The organism is Bacillus sp. FSL L8-0654 (genome assembly GCF_038629965.1).
Classification (GTDB): Bacteria; Bacillota; Bacilli; order Bacillales; family Bacillaceae; genus Bacillus; species Bacillus safensis.
On sequence record NZ_CP152026.1, the window covers coordinates 1,563,981 to 1,583,438 of the forward strand.

Here is a 19,458-nt window from a genome sequence, read left to right on the forward strand (position 1 = left end):
GGCATGTCAGCAAGAGATTTATCTGTTATATTCAGTGTTATTTTAATTGTGGCGATGCTGGTCATACCGTTTCCGCCAATGCTATTAAGTATTTTAATCATTATTAATATTTCTCTTGCGCTTATCGTGCTTCTCACCACTATGAACATGCAAGAACCACTGGAATTTTCAATTTTTCCATCATTGCTTTTGCTCTTAACACTGTTTCGTTTAGGGCTTAACATCTCTACAACACGTTCTATTCTTTCAACAGGAGATGCTGGAAAGGTTGTCGAAACGTTCGGTTCATTTGTTGTTGGAGGAAATATCATCGTTGGTCTCGTTGTTTTCCTTATTCTGATCATCATTCAGTTTATTGTTATTACTAAAGGGGCTGAGCGTGTATCAGAGGTTGCGGCAAGATTTACACTCGATGCGATGCCAGGTAAACAAATGAGTATTGACGCTGATTTAAATGCAGGGATGCTGACAGAAAGTGAAGCAAGAAACCGCCGTGAAAAAGTAGCGAGGGAAGCAGACTTTTATGGAGCGATGGACGGTGCCAGTAAGTTCGTTAAAGGGGACGCCATCGCAGGTATTATCATCGTCATCATCAATATTATATTTGGAATCATTATCGGGATGCTTCAGCAAGGCATGTCGATTCAAGAATCAGCTTCCCACTTTACCCTATTAACGGTAGGGGACGGAATTGTTTCTCAAATTCCGGCACTCCTCATTTCAACGGCGACAGGGATTGTTGTTACGAGAGCCGCTTCTAACGGAAACCTTGGATCAGACATTACAGGTCAGCTCTTTGCCTTCCCAGCCATGCTTTATGTCACAGCAGGAACGATCTTCCTTCTTGGTTTGTTTACGCCAATCGGCGTACTTTTAACTGGGCCAATTGCAGGTTTAATAGCACTTGGCGCATACATGATGTCGAAAAACAAACAAGATCAAGAAGAAATCGAAGAGGTACTGGAAGAACAGGCAGAGGTAGAAGAGATGAAAAGTCCAGAAAGTGTTATTCATCTCCTGCAAATGGATGCTATTGAATTTGAATTTGGCTACGGCCTGATCCCGCTCGCTGATGCAAATCAGGGCGGTGACCTGTTAGACCGAATTGTGATGATCCGAAGGCAGCTTGCCCTCGAACTTGGTCTTGTCATTCCAGTCGTCCGGATCAGGGACAATATTGCACTGAACCCAAATGAATACCGGTTGAAAATTAAAGGGAACGAAGTAGCAAAAGGTGAGCTGCTGCTTGATCACTACTTAGCGATGTCCCCAACGCCTGATGATGATCCGATTGAAGGAATTGAAACAATCGAACCATCCTTTGGCCTGCCGGCTAAATGGATATCAGAAGCAGAAAAAGATCAGGCTGAGATGCTAGGCTATACGGTTGTGGACCCAGCGTCTGTTGTGTCTACTCACATCACAGAGAAGATTAGACAAAACACACACGAGTTGCTCGGACGCCAAGAAACGAAGCAATTAATCGATCATCTGAAAGAAAGTTATCCTGTCTTAGTGGATGAGGTAACACCAAATCCGCTGGCAGTCGGTGATATTCAAAAAGTACTGGCGAAGCTGCTGAAAGAAAAGGTCTCTATCCGAAACCTTGTCACCATTTTTGAGACGCTTGCAGACTACGGAAAATTAACGACTGATACAGATTTATTAACAGAGTATGTTAGACAGGCGCTCGCAAGACAGATCACCGCACAGTATGCAAGAGAAAATGAATCACTTAAAGTTGTGACATGCTCAGGCCGAGTAGAAAAGGTAATTGCAGACAGCGTTCAGCAGACAGAGCATGGAAACTACTTATCGTTAGATCCAGAATCCTCTGAAAGTGTGATTCAATCAGTGGCGAGAGAAATTGAACAGCTTTCGCTTCGTCAGGAAACGCCGGTTCTATTATGCTCACCTCCTATAAGAATGTACGTTAAGCAGTTGTTAGAAAGATATTTCCCAGATTTACCGGTACTATCTTATAACGAACTAGAAGCGAATGTGGAAGTACAGAGCATCGGAGTGGTGGATATCTAATGAAAATGAAAAAAATCACAGCAAATTCTATGCAGGAGGCAACGATTCAAATCAGGCAGCAGCTTGGGAAAGATGCCGTTATTTTAAATTCTAAAACCGTTGTCAAACGCAAACTGTTCGGTTTGAAGAAACAGCAAATGGTCGAAGTGATTGCAGTGCTGGATCAAGATTTCGAGGAAAGAGCTGGTAAAGGGTTAAACCCTGCGCCGCCTCTTCCAGTGTTGCCAAAAAAGGAAAAGCTGCCCGAAGAGCCTTCATTTGTTCCCAAGGCGGCGAAACCAGCGCCTTCTCATACCCAGCCTTTAGAATATGTGAGGAATGAACGGCATGCGGGTATTCTGCCTGATCCTCTTATAGCAATCGATCAAAAGCTAAAGGATCAAGGGCTTGATGATGCCATTCGAGACGAATGCCTGAAGGGTCTTTTAACAAAGGGCGCAGTTAAAGATGATCACATAAATAAAGAGCTTGAACAACTGCTGACAGATATGCTGCCAGCGCAAACCTCTGATGAGCCGATGATTTCGTCAAAATACATTGTACTGTTCGGTTCAACCGGAGCTGGTAAAACGACAACGATTGCAAAGCTGGCTGCTAAAACGGCTATTCAGCAGCAAAAGAAAATCGCTTTTATTACAACCGATACGTACCGGATTGCAGCGATCGAACAGCTGAAAACATATGCTGAACTTCTGAATGCACCGCTTGAGGTTTGTTATTCGAGAGAGGATTTTGTAAAAGCCCAAGAGACCTTTAAAGAATATGATCATATTTTCATCGATACAGCAGGCCGTAACTTTAAAGAAGAAGCGTATATCAAAGAGCTGACCGACATTATTCCATTTGATGAGAGCATTCAAAGTTTTCTCGTGATGAGTGCCACATCGAAGTATCAAGACATGAAAGCCATGGTCAAACGCTTTGAGCACGTTCCAATCAATCAATTCATTTTTACAAAAGTAGATGAAACGGACACGATGGGAACCATTTTTCAAATCATTGCTGACTCTCAAATCAAACTTGGTTTTTTAACAAATGGTCAAAATGTGCCTGAGGATATTCTTGAAGGTTCTCCTCTTGAACTTACAAGGATGGTTTTACAATCATGAAGCCTGACCAAGCAGAAGGGTTAAGAAAACTAGTACAGCAGAGTCAAATCATCACACCGGCTCCTCTCAACGCCAGCGGACAGGCAAAGACCATTGCCGTCATGAGCGGTAAAGGCGGGGTAGGTAAATCGAATTTGACCCTGAATATGGCACTGTCTATCGCAAGTACAGAGAGAAGAGTGTTAGTGATTGATCTTGATTTTGGGATGGGGAATATTGATATTTTACTAGGGAAAACATCGACTAGTTCTATATTAGATGTTCTCGTTAGAAAAAAATCCTTCCAAGCAGCCATGACAAAAGGAACGGACAACCTATATTACATTTCTGGCGGAAGCGGGCTTGAACAGCTGTTTTCTTTAGATAAAGATCAATGGTCGTTCTTTTTGGAAGAGATGGAAAGAATCATGCAGGACTTCGATTGTATCTTTTTCGATATGGGTGCCGGCTTGTCAAAAGATCAGCTGCCTTTTGTCTTATCGGCAGGAGAAGTGGTCGTTGTGACTACGCCAGAGCCAACATCCATCATGGATGCCTACAGCGCGATTAAACACTTAGCCATTCATCAGTTTGAACGGTCTGTGCAAATCATTGTCAATCGGTGCAAAACCCCGTCAGAAGGGTCTGAAACCTACCGGAAATTAGCAGGAGTGGTCACATCTTTTCTTCACAGAAAACTTGTATTTGCTGGCGCTGTGCATGATGATCCTGCGGTTCCTAAAGCAGTATCAGAACAAATTCCATTTTATATGAAGCAGCCTCATTCAAGGCTGAGTAAAACCATTAAGATGCTGGCAGAAACACTATATCATCAGCAGATAAGAGAGGCACGGAGAGAACAGCATACCTTTATAGATAAGTTGTCCTCTTTTTTTAAAAGGAGGAAGGTGGACTCATGATTAGAGTGCTAGTAGTAGATGACTCGGCCTTTATGAGAAAGCTCATTAGTGATTTTCTAAGTGCCGAGCAAGAAATAGAAGTCGTCGGAACGGCGCGAAATGGGGAAGATGCCTTAAAACGGATCAAGGAACTGAATCCAGATGTTGTCACGTTAGATGTGGAAATGCCTGTTTTAAATGGAACAGAAGCATTAAAACAAATTCTGGCTGAACACGACCTTGCCGTGATTATGGTGTCAAGCCAGACAAAGCAAGGAAAAGATTTAACCATCCATTGCTTAGAACTCGGTGCTTTTGACTTTGTGACAAAGCCTTCGGGAAGTATTTCTCTCGATTTGCACAAAGTGAGGGGGCAAATTGTAGAGCGGGTACTTGCAGCAGGACTGTCAAGGAAACGCACTGAAGAGAAGGTGTCTCCTAAGCCGGTGATAAAGCCGCCAAGTCCAGTGGCTGCACCCCGGCTGCCATCTGTAAAAGGCAGCTCACTCCGAAAGATTATTACTATCGGAACATCTACAGGGGGACCAAGGGCACTTCAACGAGTCGTAACGAAGCTGCCTAAGGACATCGAGGCCCCTATATTGATTGTGCAGCATATGCCAGCAGGATTCACGGCATCACTTGCTACTAGGTTAGATCATTTATCACAAATTACGATTAAAGAAGCGCAAGATGGAGACATCGCGAAAAATGGAGTGGCTTACATAGCTCCTGGTGGAATGAATATGTCACTTCATGACCAAGGGGGGTCACTTGTCATCAGGCTGTCCCCTGAAGACACGGAAAGCCGGCACAAACCATCTGTTAACTATTTATTTGAATCCATCAGCAGCATAAAGGGTTACGAGAAAATCGCTGTCATTATGACAGGTATGGGCAGTGATGGTACTGAAGGTGTCAAAAAAATGGTCGCAAGCGGTCATACGAAAGTCATTGCAGAAAAAGAAGAATCATGTGTTGTTTTCGGAATGCCTAAATCAGTCATTAAAGCAGGCCTTGCACATGAAACAAGGCATGTGGATGACATCGCACATGCAATTATTAGCTCCATGAAAAAAGAGAGGGCGTGAACACGTTGGATGTAAACCAATACTTAGATATCTTTTTAGATGAAAGCAGAGAACACTTACAAACTTGTAATGAAAAACTTCTTGATTTAGAAAAGAACCCAACCGACTTGCAGCTAGTGAATGATATATTCAGAGCGGCTCATACATTGAAAGGAATGAGTGCAACGATGGGCTTTGATGATATGGCTCATTTAACGCATCATTTAGAAAACATGTTTGATGCTATCCGTAATGAACAAATGATTGTCACTCCTGAGTCAATGGATACGATGTTCGAAGCACTCGATCATCTTGAAGCAATGGTTCAATCGATTGCAGAAGGAGGAGACGGGAAACGTGATGTCACAGAGATTAGTAAAAAGCTAGATGTGACAGGAAGCCATGCTGAGGCAGCTTCTAGCGTTGAAACAGCAGATGCATCAGCTGCTGCTAATGACTTAGATTATAACGAATTTGAACGTACGGTTCTTGATGAAGCGAGAGAGCAAGGCTTCAAATGCTATGAACTTAACGTGACATTAAGCGAAGCGTGCTTACTAAAAGCTGTTCGTGTCTATATGATTTTTGAAAGACTAAATGAAGCAGGCGAGGTTGTCAAAACCGTTCCAAATGCAGAACTGTTAGAATCAGAAGATTTTGAATCTGAATTCAGCATTTCTTATCTTTCTAAACAGCCGATGGACGAAGTGCAGAAAATCGTCACGGCGATCTCAGAGGTTGAGAAGGTTGAGATCTCTGAAGTCTCCGCATTTGAAGAAGCAGCTCCGGCTGAAAAACAAGAGGCGCAGCCTGAACAGAAAAAAGAAGAAACATCCGTTCCTGCTGTAAAAGCGCCAGCAAATGATGCGCCAAAAGCAAATGGCAATAACGGTGCAGCTGCCGGCGGAACGAAAACAATTCGTGTCAACATCGACCGTCTTGATTCTCTTATGAATCTATTTGAAGAACTTGTGATTGATAGAGGCCGATTGGAACAGATTGCTAAAGAACTAGAAAATAACGAACTCACAGACACAGTCGAAAGAATGACTCGTATTTCTGGAGACCTGCAATCAATCATCCTGAACATGAGAATGGTACCTGTGGAAACTGTCTTTAACAGATTCCCGCGTATGATTCGTCAATTGACGAAAGAGCTTAATAAGAAAATTGAACTGATTATTGAGGGTGCTGAGACGGAGCTTGATCGAACAGTGATCGACGAGATTGGAGATCCGCTGTTGCACTTACTTAGAAACAGTCTAGATCACGGGATTGAATCACCAGAAGAACGTGTGAAAAAAGGCAAGCCGGAAAAAGGTACGGTTCTATTAAAAGCGTATCATAGCGGAAACCATGTCTTCATTGAAGTAGAAGATGATGGAGGCGGGATTAACCGTAAAAAGGTGCTTGAAAAAGCGTTAGAGCGCGGGGTTATTACAGAAAGAGAAGCAGAAACGCTTGAAGATCATCAAATTGATTCATTGATCTTTGCAGCAGGATTCTCTACAGCTGATACGATTTCTGACATCTCAGGCCGCGGTGTAGGTCTTGACGTTGTGAAAAACAAGCTGGAATCACTTGGCGGATCTGTGAGCATTAACTCAACAGAAGGACAGGGTTCACTATTTTCGATCCAGCTTCCGCTTACATTATCGATTATTTCCGTTCTTCTTGTAAAACTAGAAGAGGAAACATTTGCGATTCCGATTTCTTCTATTATTGAAACGGCGGTCATTAAGAAAAGTGACATCCTGCAAACGCATGATCGTGAAGTGATTGATTTCCGCGGATTTATCGTACCGGTCGTGTACTTGAAGAAACAATTCCACGTACCAAATGCGAATGAATTAGAGGAAGAACTGCACATCATTGTTGTTCGTAAAGGAGACAAGCTGACAGCATTTGTGGTCGATTCATTTATTGGTCAGCAAGAGGTTGTATTGAAATCACTAGGAGATTATCTGCCAAACGTATTTGCGATATCCGGCGCAACGATCCTAGGTGACGGTCAAGTTGCACTCATCGTTGACTGTAATGCACTGATCAAGTAAAAAACAATAGAGGAGCGGTCTGAAATGAGTACAGATATCAAAACTGGCGAAAAGATGATTGTGTTTATCGTAAACAAAAAAGAATACGCCATTTCAGTATCAGAAGTAAAGTCCATTGAAAAATGGCAGCAGCCGACAAGAGTTCCTGGCGTTGCCCCTTATATATGCGGTGTTATTAATTTACGCGGTGTCGTGACGCCTGTCATTGACCTGAGAGTCAGACTTGGTTCTACTGACAACGAGATTACAGATGAAACAAGAATGATCATTGTACAAGTTGGTGACATTGAAGTCGGCTGGATTGTTGATGAAGCAAATGATGTCATAACCGTCCATCAGGAAGAAGTAGAATCTTCTCCTGAATCAGCTGAAAAAGAAGGACAGTCATGGGTGACAGGTATCATTAAGCATGATCAGCGTCTTTTCAATATCATTCATGCCGGTGCTGTCCTCGACAAGAGCGTTCAAGGTGCACCTGTTCATTAAGGGGGATGTGAAATGAGCATTTTCAACGAAATTAAAGATGAACAGCTAGATATTTTAGGAGAGGTTGGGAATATCGGGGCAGGCCACGCAGCGTCTGCTCTTGCCAACCTATTGGATCGCAAAATAGATATGGCTGTTCCTTTTGTCAAGGTTCTCTCGTTTGAAGATTTAATGGATTTCTTTGGCGGTGCAGACCTTCCTGTTGCAAGTATTTTCCTGCGAATGGAAGGGGATTTAACCGGCTCAATCTTTTTCATTATGCCGTTTGAGCAAGCAGAGCAATTTGTAAGAGAGCTTGTCCAGGATCCGGCATTTGATATTGATACGATTCATGAACATGAGATGGGGACGTCAGCACTTCATGAACTGGGAAATATTTTAGCGGGCTCTTATTTATCAGCCCTTGCCGATTTAACCAAATTGCAGCTTTACCCAAGTGTTCCAGATGTCACGCTCGATATGTTCGGGGCTGTCATTAGTGAAGGGTTGATGCAATTCAGTCCTCTTGGCGATCAGGCGATTGTGATTGATACATCTATTTTTGATGATCAAAATAAGCAAGAGCTGAAAGGAAATATGTTTCTATTACCAGACTTTGAATCGTTTGAAAAACTATTCAAAGCATTAGGTAACCTATAATGAACGTGCAAATTCCGGCAGTTGTAAAGGTTGGTATTGCGGATGTTCAGCTTGTTAAATCACCGGACCGCATTCGGACATCCGGTCTTGGTTCCTGCGTAGGGCTTGTCTTGTTTGATCAAGACAAAAGGCTGGCAGGCCTTGTCCATGTTATGCTTCCAGACTCCTCTCTTTCAAAAGGGGCGGTGGAGAACTTGGCTAAATATGCAGATACAGGTGTCAAGCATACAATTGATCTGCTCCTAAAAGCAGGCGCACGCAAACATGCGCTAAAGGCAAAACTTGCTGGCGGGGCGGAAATGTTTAAGTTTAAGTCAACCAATGATCTAATGAGAATTGGACCTAGAAACGTTTCAGCTGTAAAAGAACATCTGTCTCTTCATCATATCCCGATTATTAGTGAGGATACAGGCGGAAACAGTGGCCGTACAATTGAATTCGATCCGCTTACGGCAGAGCTTGAGATCCGTACTGTGAAGCAAGGCATTATGAAGATATAACTAAGGAAGTATAGGGGGATAAAGATGCAATCCTTAAATTACGAAGATCAGGCGCTATGGGCTAGATGGAAAGAGTGGAAAGACCCAGCTGCTGGAGATGATCTTATGCGCCGCTATATGCCGCTCGTCACATATCATGTTGGAAGAATTTCCATCGGTCTCCCGAAGTCAGTGCATAAAGAAGACTTGATCAGTCTAGGGATGCTCGGTTTATATGATGCCCTTGAAAAATTTGATCCCGGAAGAGATCTGAAGTTTGATACATATGCATCCTTCAGAATCCGCGGGGCCATTATCGACGGTCTTCGTAAAGAGGACTGGCTGCCTCGTACATCAAGAGAAAAAACAAAAAAAGTAGAAGCGGCTATTGAAAAGCTTGAACAGCGGTATTTGCGTAATGTGACGCCGACAGAGGTGGCTGAGGAACTCGGCATGAGTGAACAGGATGTCGTCACAACGATGAATGAAGGATTCTTTGCAAATCTGCTCTCAATTGATGAGAAGCTGCATGATCAAGAAGACGGAGAGAACGTCCAAGTCATGATTCGCGACGAGAAGTCTGTGACTCCAGAAGAGAAAATGCTGAAAGATGAATTAATTGAACAGCTTTCTGAAAAAATCACAGAGCTTTCAGAAAAAGAAAAGCTTGTGATCAGTCTTTTCTATAAAGAAGAACTGACATTAACAGAAATCGGTCAAGTGCTCAATTTATCTACCTCGCGCATTTCGCAAATTCATTCAAAGGCCTTGTTCAAGCTTAAGCATCTGCTTGATAAAGCCATTCAATCTTAAAGAGTTAGTGAGTGAAAAAATATGTTATGGCTGATTAGCTTCATGCTTCATGCTGCACTTATTTATTTTGTGATTATTTTATATACGAGAATGAATTCGCTGAAGGCAACAGAACAAAAGCAGCGAGAACTTCTAGAAGAAACGGAAAATACCCTGGCTGCATTTTTGATGGAGGTCAAAGAAGAGAATGACAAACTATCAAAAGTGGCAGCCGCTTCCCCTGATTTTTCTGCTGAAGAGCTGAAATCGGATCTTCAGACACCAAAGCAGCCACAACCACCAATTGAATCCCAGCAATCGGTCGAAAGTGAAGATCCCGTACCAGAGCACCTGTCGGCTCTCCTTAGCGAAGTTGAGGTGCAGGAAGAGAAGGTAAACGAACCCGTTCCACAACTTGAAACAGAGGCTTCTCTGCCTTCTAAAAGTGAAATAGAAGAAACATTCGAGGACCAAGTGAAGACCCTATATGATGAAGGGCGGTCACTAGAAGAAATAGCGAAAGAAATGAAAACTGGCAAGACAGAAATCGAGCTTTTATTAAAATTTAGCGGAAAGCTGTAAAGGATTCTTGATTGTCAGTCCATCATGTGTTATATTATTTCTTGGTGTTAAATACACACGCTTAATGATTCGTATAAAGGTGCTGCCGTGGCGCAGTTTTATGTGAACATGACTTAAGCGGAGGAAAAAAAACCATTATATTAGGAGGCAACAAAATGTCAGTTATTTCTATGAAACAATTGCTAGAAGCTGGTGTTCACTTCGGTCACCAAACTCGCCGTTGGAACCCAAAAATGAAGCGTTACATCTTTACAGAGCGTAACGGTATCTACATCATCGACCTTCAAAAAACGGTGAAAAAAGTAGAGGAAGCTTACAACTTCACGAAAAACCTTGCTGCTGACGGAGGAAAAATCCTTTTCGTTGGTACGAAAAAGCAAGCACAAGATTCAGTGAAAGAAGAAGCAATCCGTTCTGGTATGTTCTATGTGAACCAACGCTGGCTTGGTGGAACTTTAACAAACTTTGAAACAATCCAAAAACGTATTAAACGTTTAAAAGATATTGAAAAAATGCAAGAAAACGGTACATTCGAAGTTCTTCCTAAGAAAGAAGTCGTTCAACTGAAAAAAGAATTAGAGCGTCTTGAAAAATTCCTAGGCGGAATCAAAGACATGAAGAGTCTTCCGGATGCACTTTTCATTATCGACCCTCGTAAAGAGCGTATTGCAGTTGCAGAAGCTCGTAAATTGAATATCCCAATCATCGGTATCGTTGACACAAACTGTGATCCAGACGAAATTGATGTTGTGATCCCTGCAAACGATGATGCAATCCGTGCTGTAAAACTTCTAACTGCTAAAATGGCAGATGCGATTCTTGAGTCTAAACAAGGCGAAGAAGAAGCTGTTGTAGAAGAAACGACAGAAACTGAAACAACAACTGCGTAACCTATTCAAAAGGTGATAAGAGGGAAATGCCTTTTATCACCTTTTTTTCACCTAGTAATCCGTGTTTTAACATAGAAGGAGGAAATGTAAAATGGCAATTACTGCTCAATTAGTTAAAGAACTGCGTCAAAAAACTGGTGCAGGTATGATGGACTGTAAAAAAGCGTTAACAGAAACTGATGGTGACATCGAGAAAGCAATCGACCTTCTAAGAGAAAAAGGAATCGCAAAAGCTGCGAAAAAAGCAGACCGTATTGCGGCAGAAGGATTAACTCTTATCAAAACTGACGGCAACACAGGCGTGATCCTAGAAGTGAACTCTGAGACTGATTTCGTTGCGAAAAACGAAGGATTCCAAGCACTTCTTAACGAACTTGCTGATCATTTGCTTGCTGCTAAACCTGCAACACTTGAAGAAGCTCATGCTTCTAAAATGGAAAACGGTTCAACAGTTGAAGAGCATATCACATCTGCAATTGCGAAAATCGGAGAGAAAATCACTCTACGCCGTTTCTCTGTCATCACAAAAGAAGATAATGCTGCATTCGGTTCTTACCTGCACATGGGCGGACGTATCGGTGTGTTAGCTGTTCTTAACGGAACAACTGACGAAGAGCTTGCAAGAGACATCGCAATGCACGTTGCAGCTGTAAACCCTAAATACATTTCTCGTGACCAAGTGTCAGAAGAAGAAGCAAACCGTGAGCGTGAAGTATTAACACAGCAAGCGCTTCAAGAAGGAAAGCCTGAAAACATCGTAGCTAAAATGGTTGAAGGCCGTCTAAACAAATTCTTCGAAGAAATTTGCTTACTTGACCAAGCATTCGTTAAAAACCCAGATGAAAAAGTGAAACAAGTTGTAGCTGCGAAAAACGCAACTGTTCAAACTTATGTTCGCTATGAAGTGGGCGAAGGTATTGAAAAACGTCAAGACAACTTTGCTGAAGAAGTTATGAGCCAAGTGAAAAAATAATGTTTGAAAAGCTCTCTGGGGCTTTTTTAGGGAGCACAAGCACTGTGTTCCCTATTTTTTAGAGGATATTGATTTACAAAAGACAGTTTCTTACGCATAATAAGAGACGGTATAGTTTACACTTGGAGGTTATCATGAGCAAACCGAAATATAATCGCATTGTACTGAAGCTAAGTGGCGAAGCACTAGCGGGTGATGCTGGAAATGGAATTAACCCAACTGTCATTCAATCAATTGCAAAGCAAGTAAAAGAAATTGCAGAGCTCGATGTTGAAGTTGCAGTCGTTGTAGGCGGAGGAAACCTTTGGCGCGGAAAGACAGGCAGTGATCTAGGAATGGACCGTGCAACAGCAGACTACATGGGGATGCTGGCAACAGTGATGAACTCACTGGCGTTACAGGACAGCCTAGAAACGCTTGGCATTCAGTCTAGAGTGCAAACCTCTATCGAAATGAGACAGGTTGCAGAACCATACATAAGAAGAAAAGCGATCCGTCATCTTGAAAAGAAACGTGTCGTCATTTTTGCTGCAGGAACAGGAAACCCTTATTTCTCTACAGATACTACGGCAGCACTTCGTGCAGCAGAAATCGAAGCAGATGTCATTTTAATGGCGAAAAATAATGTAGATGGTGTCTACAGTGCTGATCCTCGTACAGATGCGGATGCAGTAAAATATGATAAGCTTTCATATCTTGATGTACTTAAAGAAGGGCTTGCTGTAATGGATTCTACTGCGTCCTCATTATGTATGGACAATGACATTCCATTAATCGTATTCTCCATTATGGAAGAAGGAAATATTAAACGTGCCGTAAACGGCGAATCAATCGGAACGATCGTGAGGGGGAAATAACGTGTCAAAAGAAGTGTTGAACCAAACGAAAGAAAAAATGGAAAAAGCCGTACAAGCCTACGGACGTGAGCTTGCAACTGTTCGTGCTGGCCGTGCAAATGCTTCACTGCTTGATAAAGTGACAGTGGATTATTACGGTGCACAAACACCGCTTAACCAAATTGCGTCGATCACAGTGCCAGAAGCACGTATGCTGATTATCACACCTTACGATAAAACAGCAATCGGTGATATCGAAAAAGCGATCCAAAAGTCTGATCTTGGCATCACGCCAACAAGTGACGGAAATGTAATCCGCATTGCGATTCCTGCGCTGACAGAAGAAAGACGTAAAGAGCTTGTGAAAGTCGTGAAAAAATACTCAGAAGAAGCAAAAGTAGCTGTTCGTAACGTGCGTCGTGATGCAAACGATGATTTGAAAAAGCTTGAGAAAAATGGGGAGATCACTGAAGATGAATTAAGATCATCGACAGAGGATGTTCAAAAATTGACAGATGAATATGTCGCTAAAATTGATGACGTGACGAAAGATAAAGAAAAAGAAATCATGGAAGTTTAAGAAAAAACTATGTACAATAGATAATAGTGAAAAGACCCTCTTCATGTTTACAGGGGGTTTTTTTGTTAATACTGTTGATGACTATATTATTTAGCGGGAACGCAACCTTTTTGGGTGATGGAGGAATCTCATGCTCAATATACTCAAAAATTGGAAGAATCAGCAAACAGCAGCTTCCAACTTAGAAAGCCTGACAAAAGAAGACATATTAAATGGAGAAATTCCTGAACATATCGCCATTATCATGGATGGGAACGGAAGATGGGCGAAAAAACGTGCTCTTCCACGGGTAGCAGGTCATCATGAAGGAATGAAAGTCGTCAAGCGCATGACAAAGCTTGCAAATGAGCTGAATGTCAAAGTGCTGACTTTGTATGCTTTCTCTACGGAAAATTGGAAACGTCCAAAATTAGAAGTAGACTTTTTAATGAAACTTCCTGAAGAATTTTTAAACATCTACCTACCTGAACTCATCGAAGAAAATGTCCGTGTGCGTTTAACAGGTGATCCAGACGGCCTCCCGCAGCATACGAAAAAAGCGGTAGAGAACGCAGTAAAGAGTACGGCGAACAACGACGGACTCATTTTGAACTTTGCGCTCAACTATGGTGGGCGCACAGAAATCGTCTCCGCATGCAGACAAATTTCTGAAAAGGTCAAAGAAGGTAAGCTTCGAGCAGAAGACATCACAGAAGAGATGTTTTCAGCTTATTTAATGACAGAATCTCTTCAAGATCCGGATTTGCTCATTCGCACGAGTGGAGAAATTAGATTAAGCAACTTTATGCTTTGGCAAATTGCGTACAGCGAGTTTGTCTTTACGGATGTGCTTTGGCCTGACTTTTCTGATGAGCACCTTATAGGCGCTATCGGAGAGTACCAGCGCCGCGGCCGGAGGTTCGGTGGAATTTAGAGGGTGGTGCAGATGAAACAAAGAATTTTGACGGGTGTTTTGGCAGCTGCAGTCTTTTTGCTTGCAGTTATATATGGACAGATGCCATTTACCCTGCTGATTTATTTAATGGGAAGTGTCGCTCTCTTTGAGCTTTTAAGAATGAAAAAGATCTCGATTTTCAGCTTTCCTGGTATTGTCAGCTTAATATTGCTTTGGCTTTTAATGGGCGGAGACAACAGCTTCTTCCCAAACGTGGACGCATCAAAAATGCAGATTGCTTTATTTGCAGTCTTAATACTTTTAACTTATACAGTTTTGAGCAAAAACTCTTTCACTTTCGATGAGGTTGCTTTTGTTGTATTAGCCACATTATATATTGGCGTTAGTTTCTATTATTTTATCCAAATTAGAGGCTTATATGGCATGAGTGCGATCTTCTTCGCAGCAGTGATTATTTGGTCTACTGACTCAGGAGCCTATTTTATTGGAAAATCTATGGGGAAACGAAAGCTTTGGCCAGAAATCAGCCCAAACAAAACAGTAGAAGGATTTATCGGCGGAATCGTCACAGCGGTCGTGTTGTCACTTGTGTTTCAGGCGGTTACAGGATTTTTGCCATCATATCTGCTTGTGATGTTTATTACTCTTTTACTCAGTATCTTTGGACAGCTTGGCGACCTTGTGGAATCTGCTTTAAAGCGTCATTATCACGTGAAGGATTCAGGGACAATTCTCCCTGGCCATGGCGGGATTTTGGACAGGTTTGACAGCTTTTTATTCGTTCTGCCGTTTTTATACTTACTGCTCGCAACGTTTGCCAGCTAACCTCATAGAAACTTATTGAACGAGAGAAGGAGTGGCAATTTGAAATATATTTCGCTATTAGGCGCAACAGGATCAATTGGAGAACAAACGTTAGATGTGATCAGTCAGCACCCGGACAAGTTTAAGCTGAAAGCCATGACATTTGGCAGAAATATAGCAAAGGCGATTCCGATCATTGAGCGCTTTCAGCCTGAATTCGTCGGCTGTGTAGACGAAGAAACCTATCACATGCTAAAAAATCATTCATTTGCATACGATGTGAAGCTGGCTGCTGGTGATGAAGCCAATATCGAGGCAGCGACCTATGATGCAGTGGACGTAGTGGTCAATGCACTTGTAGGAAGTGTTGGACTTGTTCCAACATTAAAGGCCATTGAACAAAAAAAGACGATTGCTCTCGCAAATAAGGAAACACTTGTGACAGCTGGTCATATAGTAAAAGAGTACGCTAAAACATATGATGTACCTTTACTTCCTGTCGATAGTGAGCATTCCGCTATTTTTCAATGCCTGCAAGGTGAACAAGCTAAAAATATTGAACGCTTAATCGTGACAGCTTCAGGTGGTAGTTTCCGAGATAAAAAACGAACTGAACTTGAAGGTGTTACGGTTGAAGAAGCGCTGAACCACCCGAACTGGTCGATGGGAGCGAAAATCACCATTGATTCAGCGACGATGATGAATAAAGGGCTCGAGGTGATCGAGGCACATTGGTTGTTTGATATCCCTTATGAACAAATTGATGTGCTGCTACATAAAGAGAGCATTATCCATTCGATGGTGGAATTTCACGACAAAAGCGTCATGGCTCAATTAGGGACACCTGACATGAGAGTGCCTATTCAATATGCACTCACATACCCTGACAGGGCGCCGTTACAAGAAGCGAAATCATTGAACCTTTGGGAGATTGGACAATTGAATTTCCAAAAAGCGGATTTTGACAGGTATCGCTGCTTACATTTTGCTTATGAATCAGGTAAAATAGGAGGGACAATGCCTGCTGTACTTAATGCAGCAAATGAAATGGCAGTCGATGCATTTCTGAAAGGCAAAGTAACGTTCCTGCAAATTGAAGAATTGATTGAAAAGGCACTAATCAGACATCATGTGATTTCAACGCCTAGTTTGCAAGATATCCATGAAGTGGACAAAGATACACGAGACTTTGTTCAATCAATCCTCACATAAGGTGGTATGTTCGTGAATACAGTGATTGCGTTTATTATTATTTTTGGAACGCTCGTTTTTTTCCACGAGCTTGGCCATTTAATTATGGCGCAGCGCGCGGGGATTTTATGCCGCGAGTTCGCAATTGGTTTTGGGCCGAAGATTTTCTCCTTTAAACGAAAAGAAACCGTTTATACCATTAGACTTCTCCCTATTGGCGGATTTGTTAAAATGGCTGGAGAGGACCCTGAAGTTATCGAAATTAAACCAGGTCATACAGTGGGGCTCTTATTCAATGAGCAAAATGAAGTAGAAAAGATCATTTTAAATGATAAAGAAAAATATCCTGATGCACTTGTCATCGAAGTTGAGCAGATTGATTTAGATCATGCTATGAGAATCTCGGGATATGAAGCTGGAAATGAAGATATTCTGACTGGCTACAATGTCAGTCAAACAAGCTTCTATATTGCAGATGGTGAAGAAATTCAAATCGCACCATACAATCGTCAATTTGGTTCAAAAACAGTTTGGCAGCGAATTAAAGCCATCGCAGCTGGACCGATTATGAACTTTATCCTGGCGTATGTGATTTTGGTTGCTTTAGGTTTTATTCAAGGGGTTACCGTTGATGATCCTGTACTCGGTAAGCTGACGAAAGACGGCCGAGCGGCTGAGGCTGGACTCATGCAGGGAGATCACATCGTGTCCATTAACGGCGAGAAAATGAATTCTTGGACAGACGTCGTTCAAACAGTTCAAAAGAACCCTGAAAAAAAAATGAATGTCGTCATTGACCGAGACGGCAAAGAAAGCACTGTGCAGGTTGTACCAGAAGCTGTAAAAGCAGATGGGAAAAGCATTGGCCGTTTCGGATCATATCCGCCAACGGAAAATGGATTTTTGAAAGTTATTTCATCTTCTGGAACAACTGTCATTTCAACGGCAGGTCTGATCTTAACGAATTTGCAAAAAATTGTCACAGGACAATTTTCACTAGACATGTTAGCAGGTCCTGTTGGAATTTATGACATGACAGGAGAAGTAGCCAAACAAGGTGTTTTAACATTAATGCAGTTTGCGGCGTTCCTCAGTATCAACCTAGGCATCGTGAATTTGTTACCGATTCCTGCATTAGACGGAGGACGTTTACTATTCTTATTTGTTGAAGCCATTCGCGGTAAACCAATTAATCGTGAGAAGGAAGCACTTGTTGTCTTTATCGGTGTTGCTTTCCTCATGCTGTTAATGTTAGTGGTAACGTGGAATGACATTCAGCGGTTATTTTTATAAAAACCATTCTCTCTTGTTTCTCATTCCGGGAAACAAGAGTTTTTGTGAGAAGTCCTATTTCATAAATGAGGTGTAACGACATGAGACAATCCCTGACTTTCATTCCAACTCTTCGAGAGGTGCCGGCAGATGCTGAGGCAAAAAGTCATCAACTCTTAGTAAGAGCTGGGTTTATTAGACAAAATACAAGTGGAATCTATCATTATCTGCCGCTTGCGCATAAAGTCATTCAGCATATTCAATCGATCGTCCGCAAGGAAATGGAAAAGGCAGGCGCAGCTGAGCTGTTAATGCCAGTGCTGCAGCAGGCAGAAATGTGGCAAGAGTCAGGAAGATGGTATACATACGGTCCAGAACTGATGCGTATGAAGGATCGCCATGGCCGCGAATTTGCGCTTGGCCCAACCCACGAAGAAGTGATCACATCACTAGTACGCAGCGAAGTGAAATCGTATAAGAAGCTTCCTTTAACTTTATATCAAATTCAATCAAAATTCCGTGATGAACAGAGACCACGCTTTGGACTGCTGCGCGGACGTGAATTTATCATGAAGGATGCATACTCATTCCATTCTTCACCAGAAAGCCTTGATGAGACATACAACAAAATGTTTACGGCTTACTCTAATGTGTTCTCAAAAGTGGGTCTCAATTTTAGACCAGTCATTGCAGATTCTGGGGCAATGGGAGGAAAAGATACGCATGAGTTCATGGCGCTTTCAGAAGTCGGAGAGGATACCATCGCTTATTCTGATACTTCCTCATATGCTGCAAACATTGAAATGGCTGAGGCTGTATATCACGGAGAAGAAGCAAATCCTGCGGACTTCAAAGAACTTGAAAAAGTCCACACACCGCAAGTGAAAACCATTCAAGATGTGGCTGAATTTTTAGAAGTTGACCCTGCTGCTTGCATTAAATCTGTTTTGTTTAAAGCAGATGATGCGTATGTTCTGATCCTTACTAGAGGCGATCATGAAGTAAATGATGTGAAAGTGAAAAACTTGGTAGGAGCACAGCTTGTCGAGCTTGCTTCACGCGAAGAAGTGCTGAAAGTTATTGGAACTGAGCCTGGATTTGTTGGACCTGTTAAACTGGAAGCAGAAGTCGATATTTATGCGGACCTTGCTGTGAAGGGAATGACAAATGCAGTCGCTGGTGCAAACGAAGCGGATTATCATTATGTCAATGTCAATCCTGCACGTGACGTGTCAGTAAAAGAATTCACAGATCTTCGCTTGATTCAAGAAGGAGATGTTTCTCCAGATGGGGAAGGCACAATCCAGTTTGCAAAAGGGATTGAAGTAGGACAAGTCTTTAAACTAGGCACTCGTTATTCTGAGTCGATGGATGCAACGTACCTCGATGAGAATGGTCGTGCGCAGCCAATGATTATGGGCTGCTATGGCATCGGCATCTCTAGAACACTGTCAGCGATTGTTGAACAGCATCACGATGAGAAAGGAATCATTTGGCCGGAAACAGTGGCACCATATGACCTTCACCTCCTTGCATTAAATATGAAAAACGATGCGCAGAAAGAACTGGCTGAAACGTTGTACGAGCGCTTAGAAGATGAAGGCTTTGACGTACTTTTCGATGACCGCCAGGAGCGTGCAGGAGTAAAATTTGCAGACAGTGATTTAATTGGACTGCCAATTCGTATTAGCTGCGGAAAACGTTCAGAAGAAGGTATAGTAGAAGTGAAGTTTAGAAAATCAGGTGAATCACATGAAGTATCTGTTGATGATCTGATTTCATTTATACGCCAAGCATAAAGCGAACAAAAAAATGAAGGTACCTCCTGTAGAAAAGAGGTACCTTTCTGATTGACAAAAGGAGGGTCCTGTCTTGGATGAACAATTACCGA

19 protein-coding genes are annotated in these 19,458 nt (G+C 42.2%); all 19 read left to right on the top strand.

Annotation, left to right across the window (positions count from 1 at the left end):
* Nucleotides 1–3: 3 nt before the first annotated feature.
* The 19 genes from flhA (at nucleotide 4) to MHH65_RS08045 (ending at nucleotide 19,366) form a co-directional block, all read left to right on the top strand.
* Nucleotides 4–2,037, top strand: coding sequence for a flagellar biosynthesis protein FlhA (gene flhA, locus MHH65_RS07955; protein ID WP_025092587.1), 2,034 nt, complete (start codon nucleotides 4–6; stop codon nucleotides 2,035–2,037).
* Nucleotides 2,037–3,146 (top strand): flagellar biosynthesis protein FlhF, encoded by a 1,110-nt coding sequence (gene flhF, locus MHH65_RS07960; RefSeq protein WP_252050425.1) that lies wholly within the window; start codon nucleotides 2,037–2,039, stop codon nucleotides 3,144–3,146. The genes flhA and flhF overlap by 1 nt, the downstream gene beginning before the upstream one ends.
* Nucleotides 3,140–4,045: a MinD/ParA family protein gene (locus tag MHH65_RS07965; protein WP_098676876.1), complete on the top strand. Its 906-nt coding sequence runs from the start codon at nucleotides 3,140–3,142 to the stop codon at nucleotides 4,043–4,045. Before flhF ends, MHH65_RS07965 begins: the two co-directional genes overlap by 7 nt.
* The gene (locus MHH65_RS07970) at nucleotides 4,042–5,115 is read left to right on the top strand and encodes a chemotaxis response regulator protein-glutamate methylesterase (protein WP_034281797.1); all 1,074 of its coding nucleotides are present in this window, start codon (nucleotides 4,042–4,044) and stop codon (nucleotides 5,113–5,115) included. The genes MHH65_RS07965 and MHH65_RS07970 overlap by 4 nt, the downstream gene beginning before the upstream one ends.
* A gap of 5 nt (nucleotides 5,116–5,120) precedes the next feature.
* A complete protein-coding gene (locus MHH65_RS07975) occupies nucleotides 5,121–7,148 on the top strand; it encodes a chemotaxis protein CheA (RefSeq protein WP_098676877.1) in 2,028 nt (675 codons plus the stop codon).
* A gap of 24 nt (nucleotides 7,149–7,172) precedes the next feature.
* Nucleotides 7,173–7,634, top strand: a complete 462-nt coding sequence (locus MHH65_RS07980) for a chemotaxis protein CheW (RefSeq protein ID WP_024424157.1) — start codon at nucleotides 7,173–7,175, stop codon at nucleotides 7,632–7,634.
* A gap of 12 nt (nucleotides 7,635–7,646) precedes the next feature.
* Nucleotides 7,647–8,273 carry a chemotaxis protein CheC gene (locus MHH65_RS07985; RefSeq protein WP_024424156.1) on the top strand — a complete coding sequence of 209 codons (627 nt, stop codon included), beginning with the start codon at nucleotides 7,647–7,649 and terminating at the stop codon, nucleotides 8,271–8,273.
* On the top strand, nucleotides 8,273–8,773 hold the full coding sequence (locus tag MHH65_RS07990; protein ID WP_024426989.1) for a chemotaxis protein CheD: 501 nt from the start codon (nucleotides 8,273–8,275) through the stop codon (nucleotides 8,771–8,773). Before MHH65_RS07985 ends, MHH65_RS07990 begins: the two co-directional genes overlap by 1 nt.
* 24 nt (nucleotides 8,774–8,797) lie before the next feature.
* Nucleotides 8,798–9,565, top strand: a complete 768-nt coding sequence (locus MHH65_RS07995; protein ID WP_024424154.1) for a FliA/WhiG family RNA polymerase sigma factor — start codon at nucleotides 8,798–8,800, stop codon at nucleotides 9,563–9,565.
* Nucleotides 9,566–9,586: 21 nt separating this feature from the next.
* Complete coding sequence (locus MHH65_RS08000) at nucleotides 9,587–10,126, top strand: hypothetical protein (protein ID WP_024424153.1); 540 nt, start codon at nucleotides 9,587–9,589, stop codon at nucleotides 10,124–10,126.
* A 155-nt stretch (nucleotides 10,127–10,281) separates the two neighbouring features.
* On the top strand, nucleotides 10,282–11,016 hold the full coding sequence (rpsB, locus tag MHH65_RS08005) for a 30S ribosomal protein S2 (RefSeq protein ID WP_024426991.1): 735 nt from the start codon (nucleotides 10,282–10,284) through the stop codon (nucleotides 11,014–11,016).
* A 91-nt stretch (nucleotides 11,017–11,107) separates the two neighbouring features.
* Nucleotides 11,108–11,989, top strand: coding sequence for a translation elongation factor Ts (gene tsf / locus MHH65_RS08010; RefSeq protein WP_024424151.1), 882 nt, complete (start codon nucleotides 11,108–11,110; stop codon nucleotides 11,987–11,989).
* A 134-nt stretch (nucleotides 11,990–12,123) separates the two neighbouring features.
* Nucleotides 12,124–12,846 (top strand): UMP kinase, encoded by a 723-nt coding sequence (pyrH, locus tag MHH65_RS08015; RefSeq protein ID WP_008344767.1) that lies wholly within the window; start codon nucleotides 12,124–12,126, stop codon nucleotides 12,844–12,846.
* Between the two features lies 1 nt (nucleotide 12,847).
* On the top strand, nucleotides 12,848–13,405 hold the full coding sequence (gene frr, locus MHH65_RS08020) for a ribosome recycling factor (RefSeq protein WP_024424150.1): 558 nt from the start codon (nucleotides 12,848–12,850) through the stop codon (nucleotides 13,403–13,405).
* A 130-nt stretch (nucleotides 13,406–13,535) separates the two neighbouring features.
* Nucleotides 13,536–14,318, top strand: coding sequence for an isoprenyl transferase (locus MHH65_RS08025; RefSeq protein ID WP_034281803.1), 783 nt, complete (start codon nucleotides 13,536–13,538; stop codon nucleotides 14,316–14,318).
* A gap of 12 nt (nucleotides 14,319–14,330) precedes the next feature.
* Complete coding sequence (locus tag MHH65_RS08030) at nucleotides 14,331–15,125, top strand: phosphatidate cytidylyltransferase (protein WP_024424148.1); 795 nt, start codon at nucleotides 14,331–14,333, stop codon at nucleotides 15,123–15,125.
* A 39-nt stretch (nucleotides 15,126–15,164) separates the two neighbouring features.
* Entirely contained in the window at nucleotides 15,165–16,316 is a 1,152-nt protein-coding gene (gene dxr, locus MHH65_RS08035; RefSeq protein WP_024424147.1) for a 1-deoxy-D-xylulose-5-phosphate reductoisomerase, read from the top strand.
* Between the two features lie 6 nt (nucleotides 16,317–16,322).
* Nucleotides 16,323–17,588 (top strand): RIP metalloprotease RseP, encoded by a 1,266-nt coding sequence (gene rseP / locus MHH65_RS08040; RefSeq protein ID WP_087975441.1) that lies wholly within the window; start codon nucleotides 16,323–16,325, stop codon nucleotides 17,586–17,588.
* Nucleotides 17,589–17,668: 80 nt separating this feature from the next.
* Nucleotides 17,669–19,366 (top strand): proline--tRNA ligase, encoded by a 1,698-nt coding sequence (locus MHH65_RS08045; RefSeq protein WP_335350980.1) that lies wholly within the window; start codon nucleotides 17,669–17,671, stop codon nucleotides 19,364–19,366.
* Nucleotides 19,367–19,458: the final 92 nt, after the last annotated feature.

Coding starts and splice junctions, on each gene's coding strand:
- MHH65_RS07985 (WP_024424156.1), top strand. CDS start 7,647: ATGAGCATTTTCAACGAAATTAAAGATGAACAGCTAGATATTTTAGGA.
- MHH65_RS07995 (WP_024424154.1), top strand. CDS start 8,798: ATGCAATCCTTAAATTACGAAGATCAGGCGCTATGGGCTAGATGGAAA.
- flhF (WP_252050425.1), top strand. CDS start 2,037: ATGAAAATGAAAAAAATCACAGCAAATTCTATGCAGGAGGCAACGATT.
- MHH65_RS08045 (WP_335350980.1), top strand. CDS start 17,669: ATGAGACAATCCCTGACTTTCATTCCAACTCTTCGAGAGGTGCCGGCA.
- tsf (WP_024424151.1), top strand. CDS start 11,108: ATGGCAATTACTGCTCAATTAGTTAAAGAACTGCGTCAAAAAACTGGT.
- rpsB (WP_024426991.1), top strand. CDS start 10,282: ATGTCAGTTATTTCTATGAAACAATTGCTAGAAGCTGGTGTTCACTTC.
- pyrH (WP_008344767.1), top strand. CDS start 12,124: ATGAGCAAACCGAAATATAATCGCATTGTACTGAAGCTAAGTGGCGAA.
- MHH65_RS07980 (WP_024424157.1), top strand. CDS start 7,173: ATGAGTACAGATATCAAAACTGGCGAAAAGATGATTGTGTTTATCGTA.
- MHH65_RS08025 (WP_034281803.1), top strand. CDS start 13,536: ATGCTCAATATACTCAAAAATTGGAAGAATCAGCAAACAGCAGCTTCC.
- rseP (WP_087975441.1), top strand. CDS start 16,323: ATGTTCGTGAATACAGTGATTGCGTTTATTATTATTTTTGGAACGCTC.
- MHH65_RS07990 (WP_024426989.1), top strand. CDS start 8,273: ATGAACGTGCAAATTCCGGCAGTTGTAAAGGTTGGTATTGCGGATGTT.
- MHH65_RS08030 (WP_024424148.1), top strand. CDS start 14,331: ATGAAACAAAGAATTTTGACGGGTGTTTTGGCAGCTGCAGTCTTTTTG.
- flhA (WP_025092587.1), top strand. CDS start 4: ATGTCAGCAAGAGATTTATCTGTTATATTCAGTGTTATTTTAATTGTG.
- MHH65_RS08000 (WP_024424153.1), top strand. CDS start 9,587: ATGTTATGGCTGATTAGCTTCATGCTTCATGCTGCACTTATTTATTTT.
- MHH65_RS07970 (WP_034281797.1), top strand. CDS start 4,042: ATGATTAGAGTGCTAGTAGTAGATGACTCGGCCTTTATGAGAAAGCTC.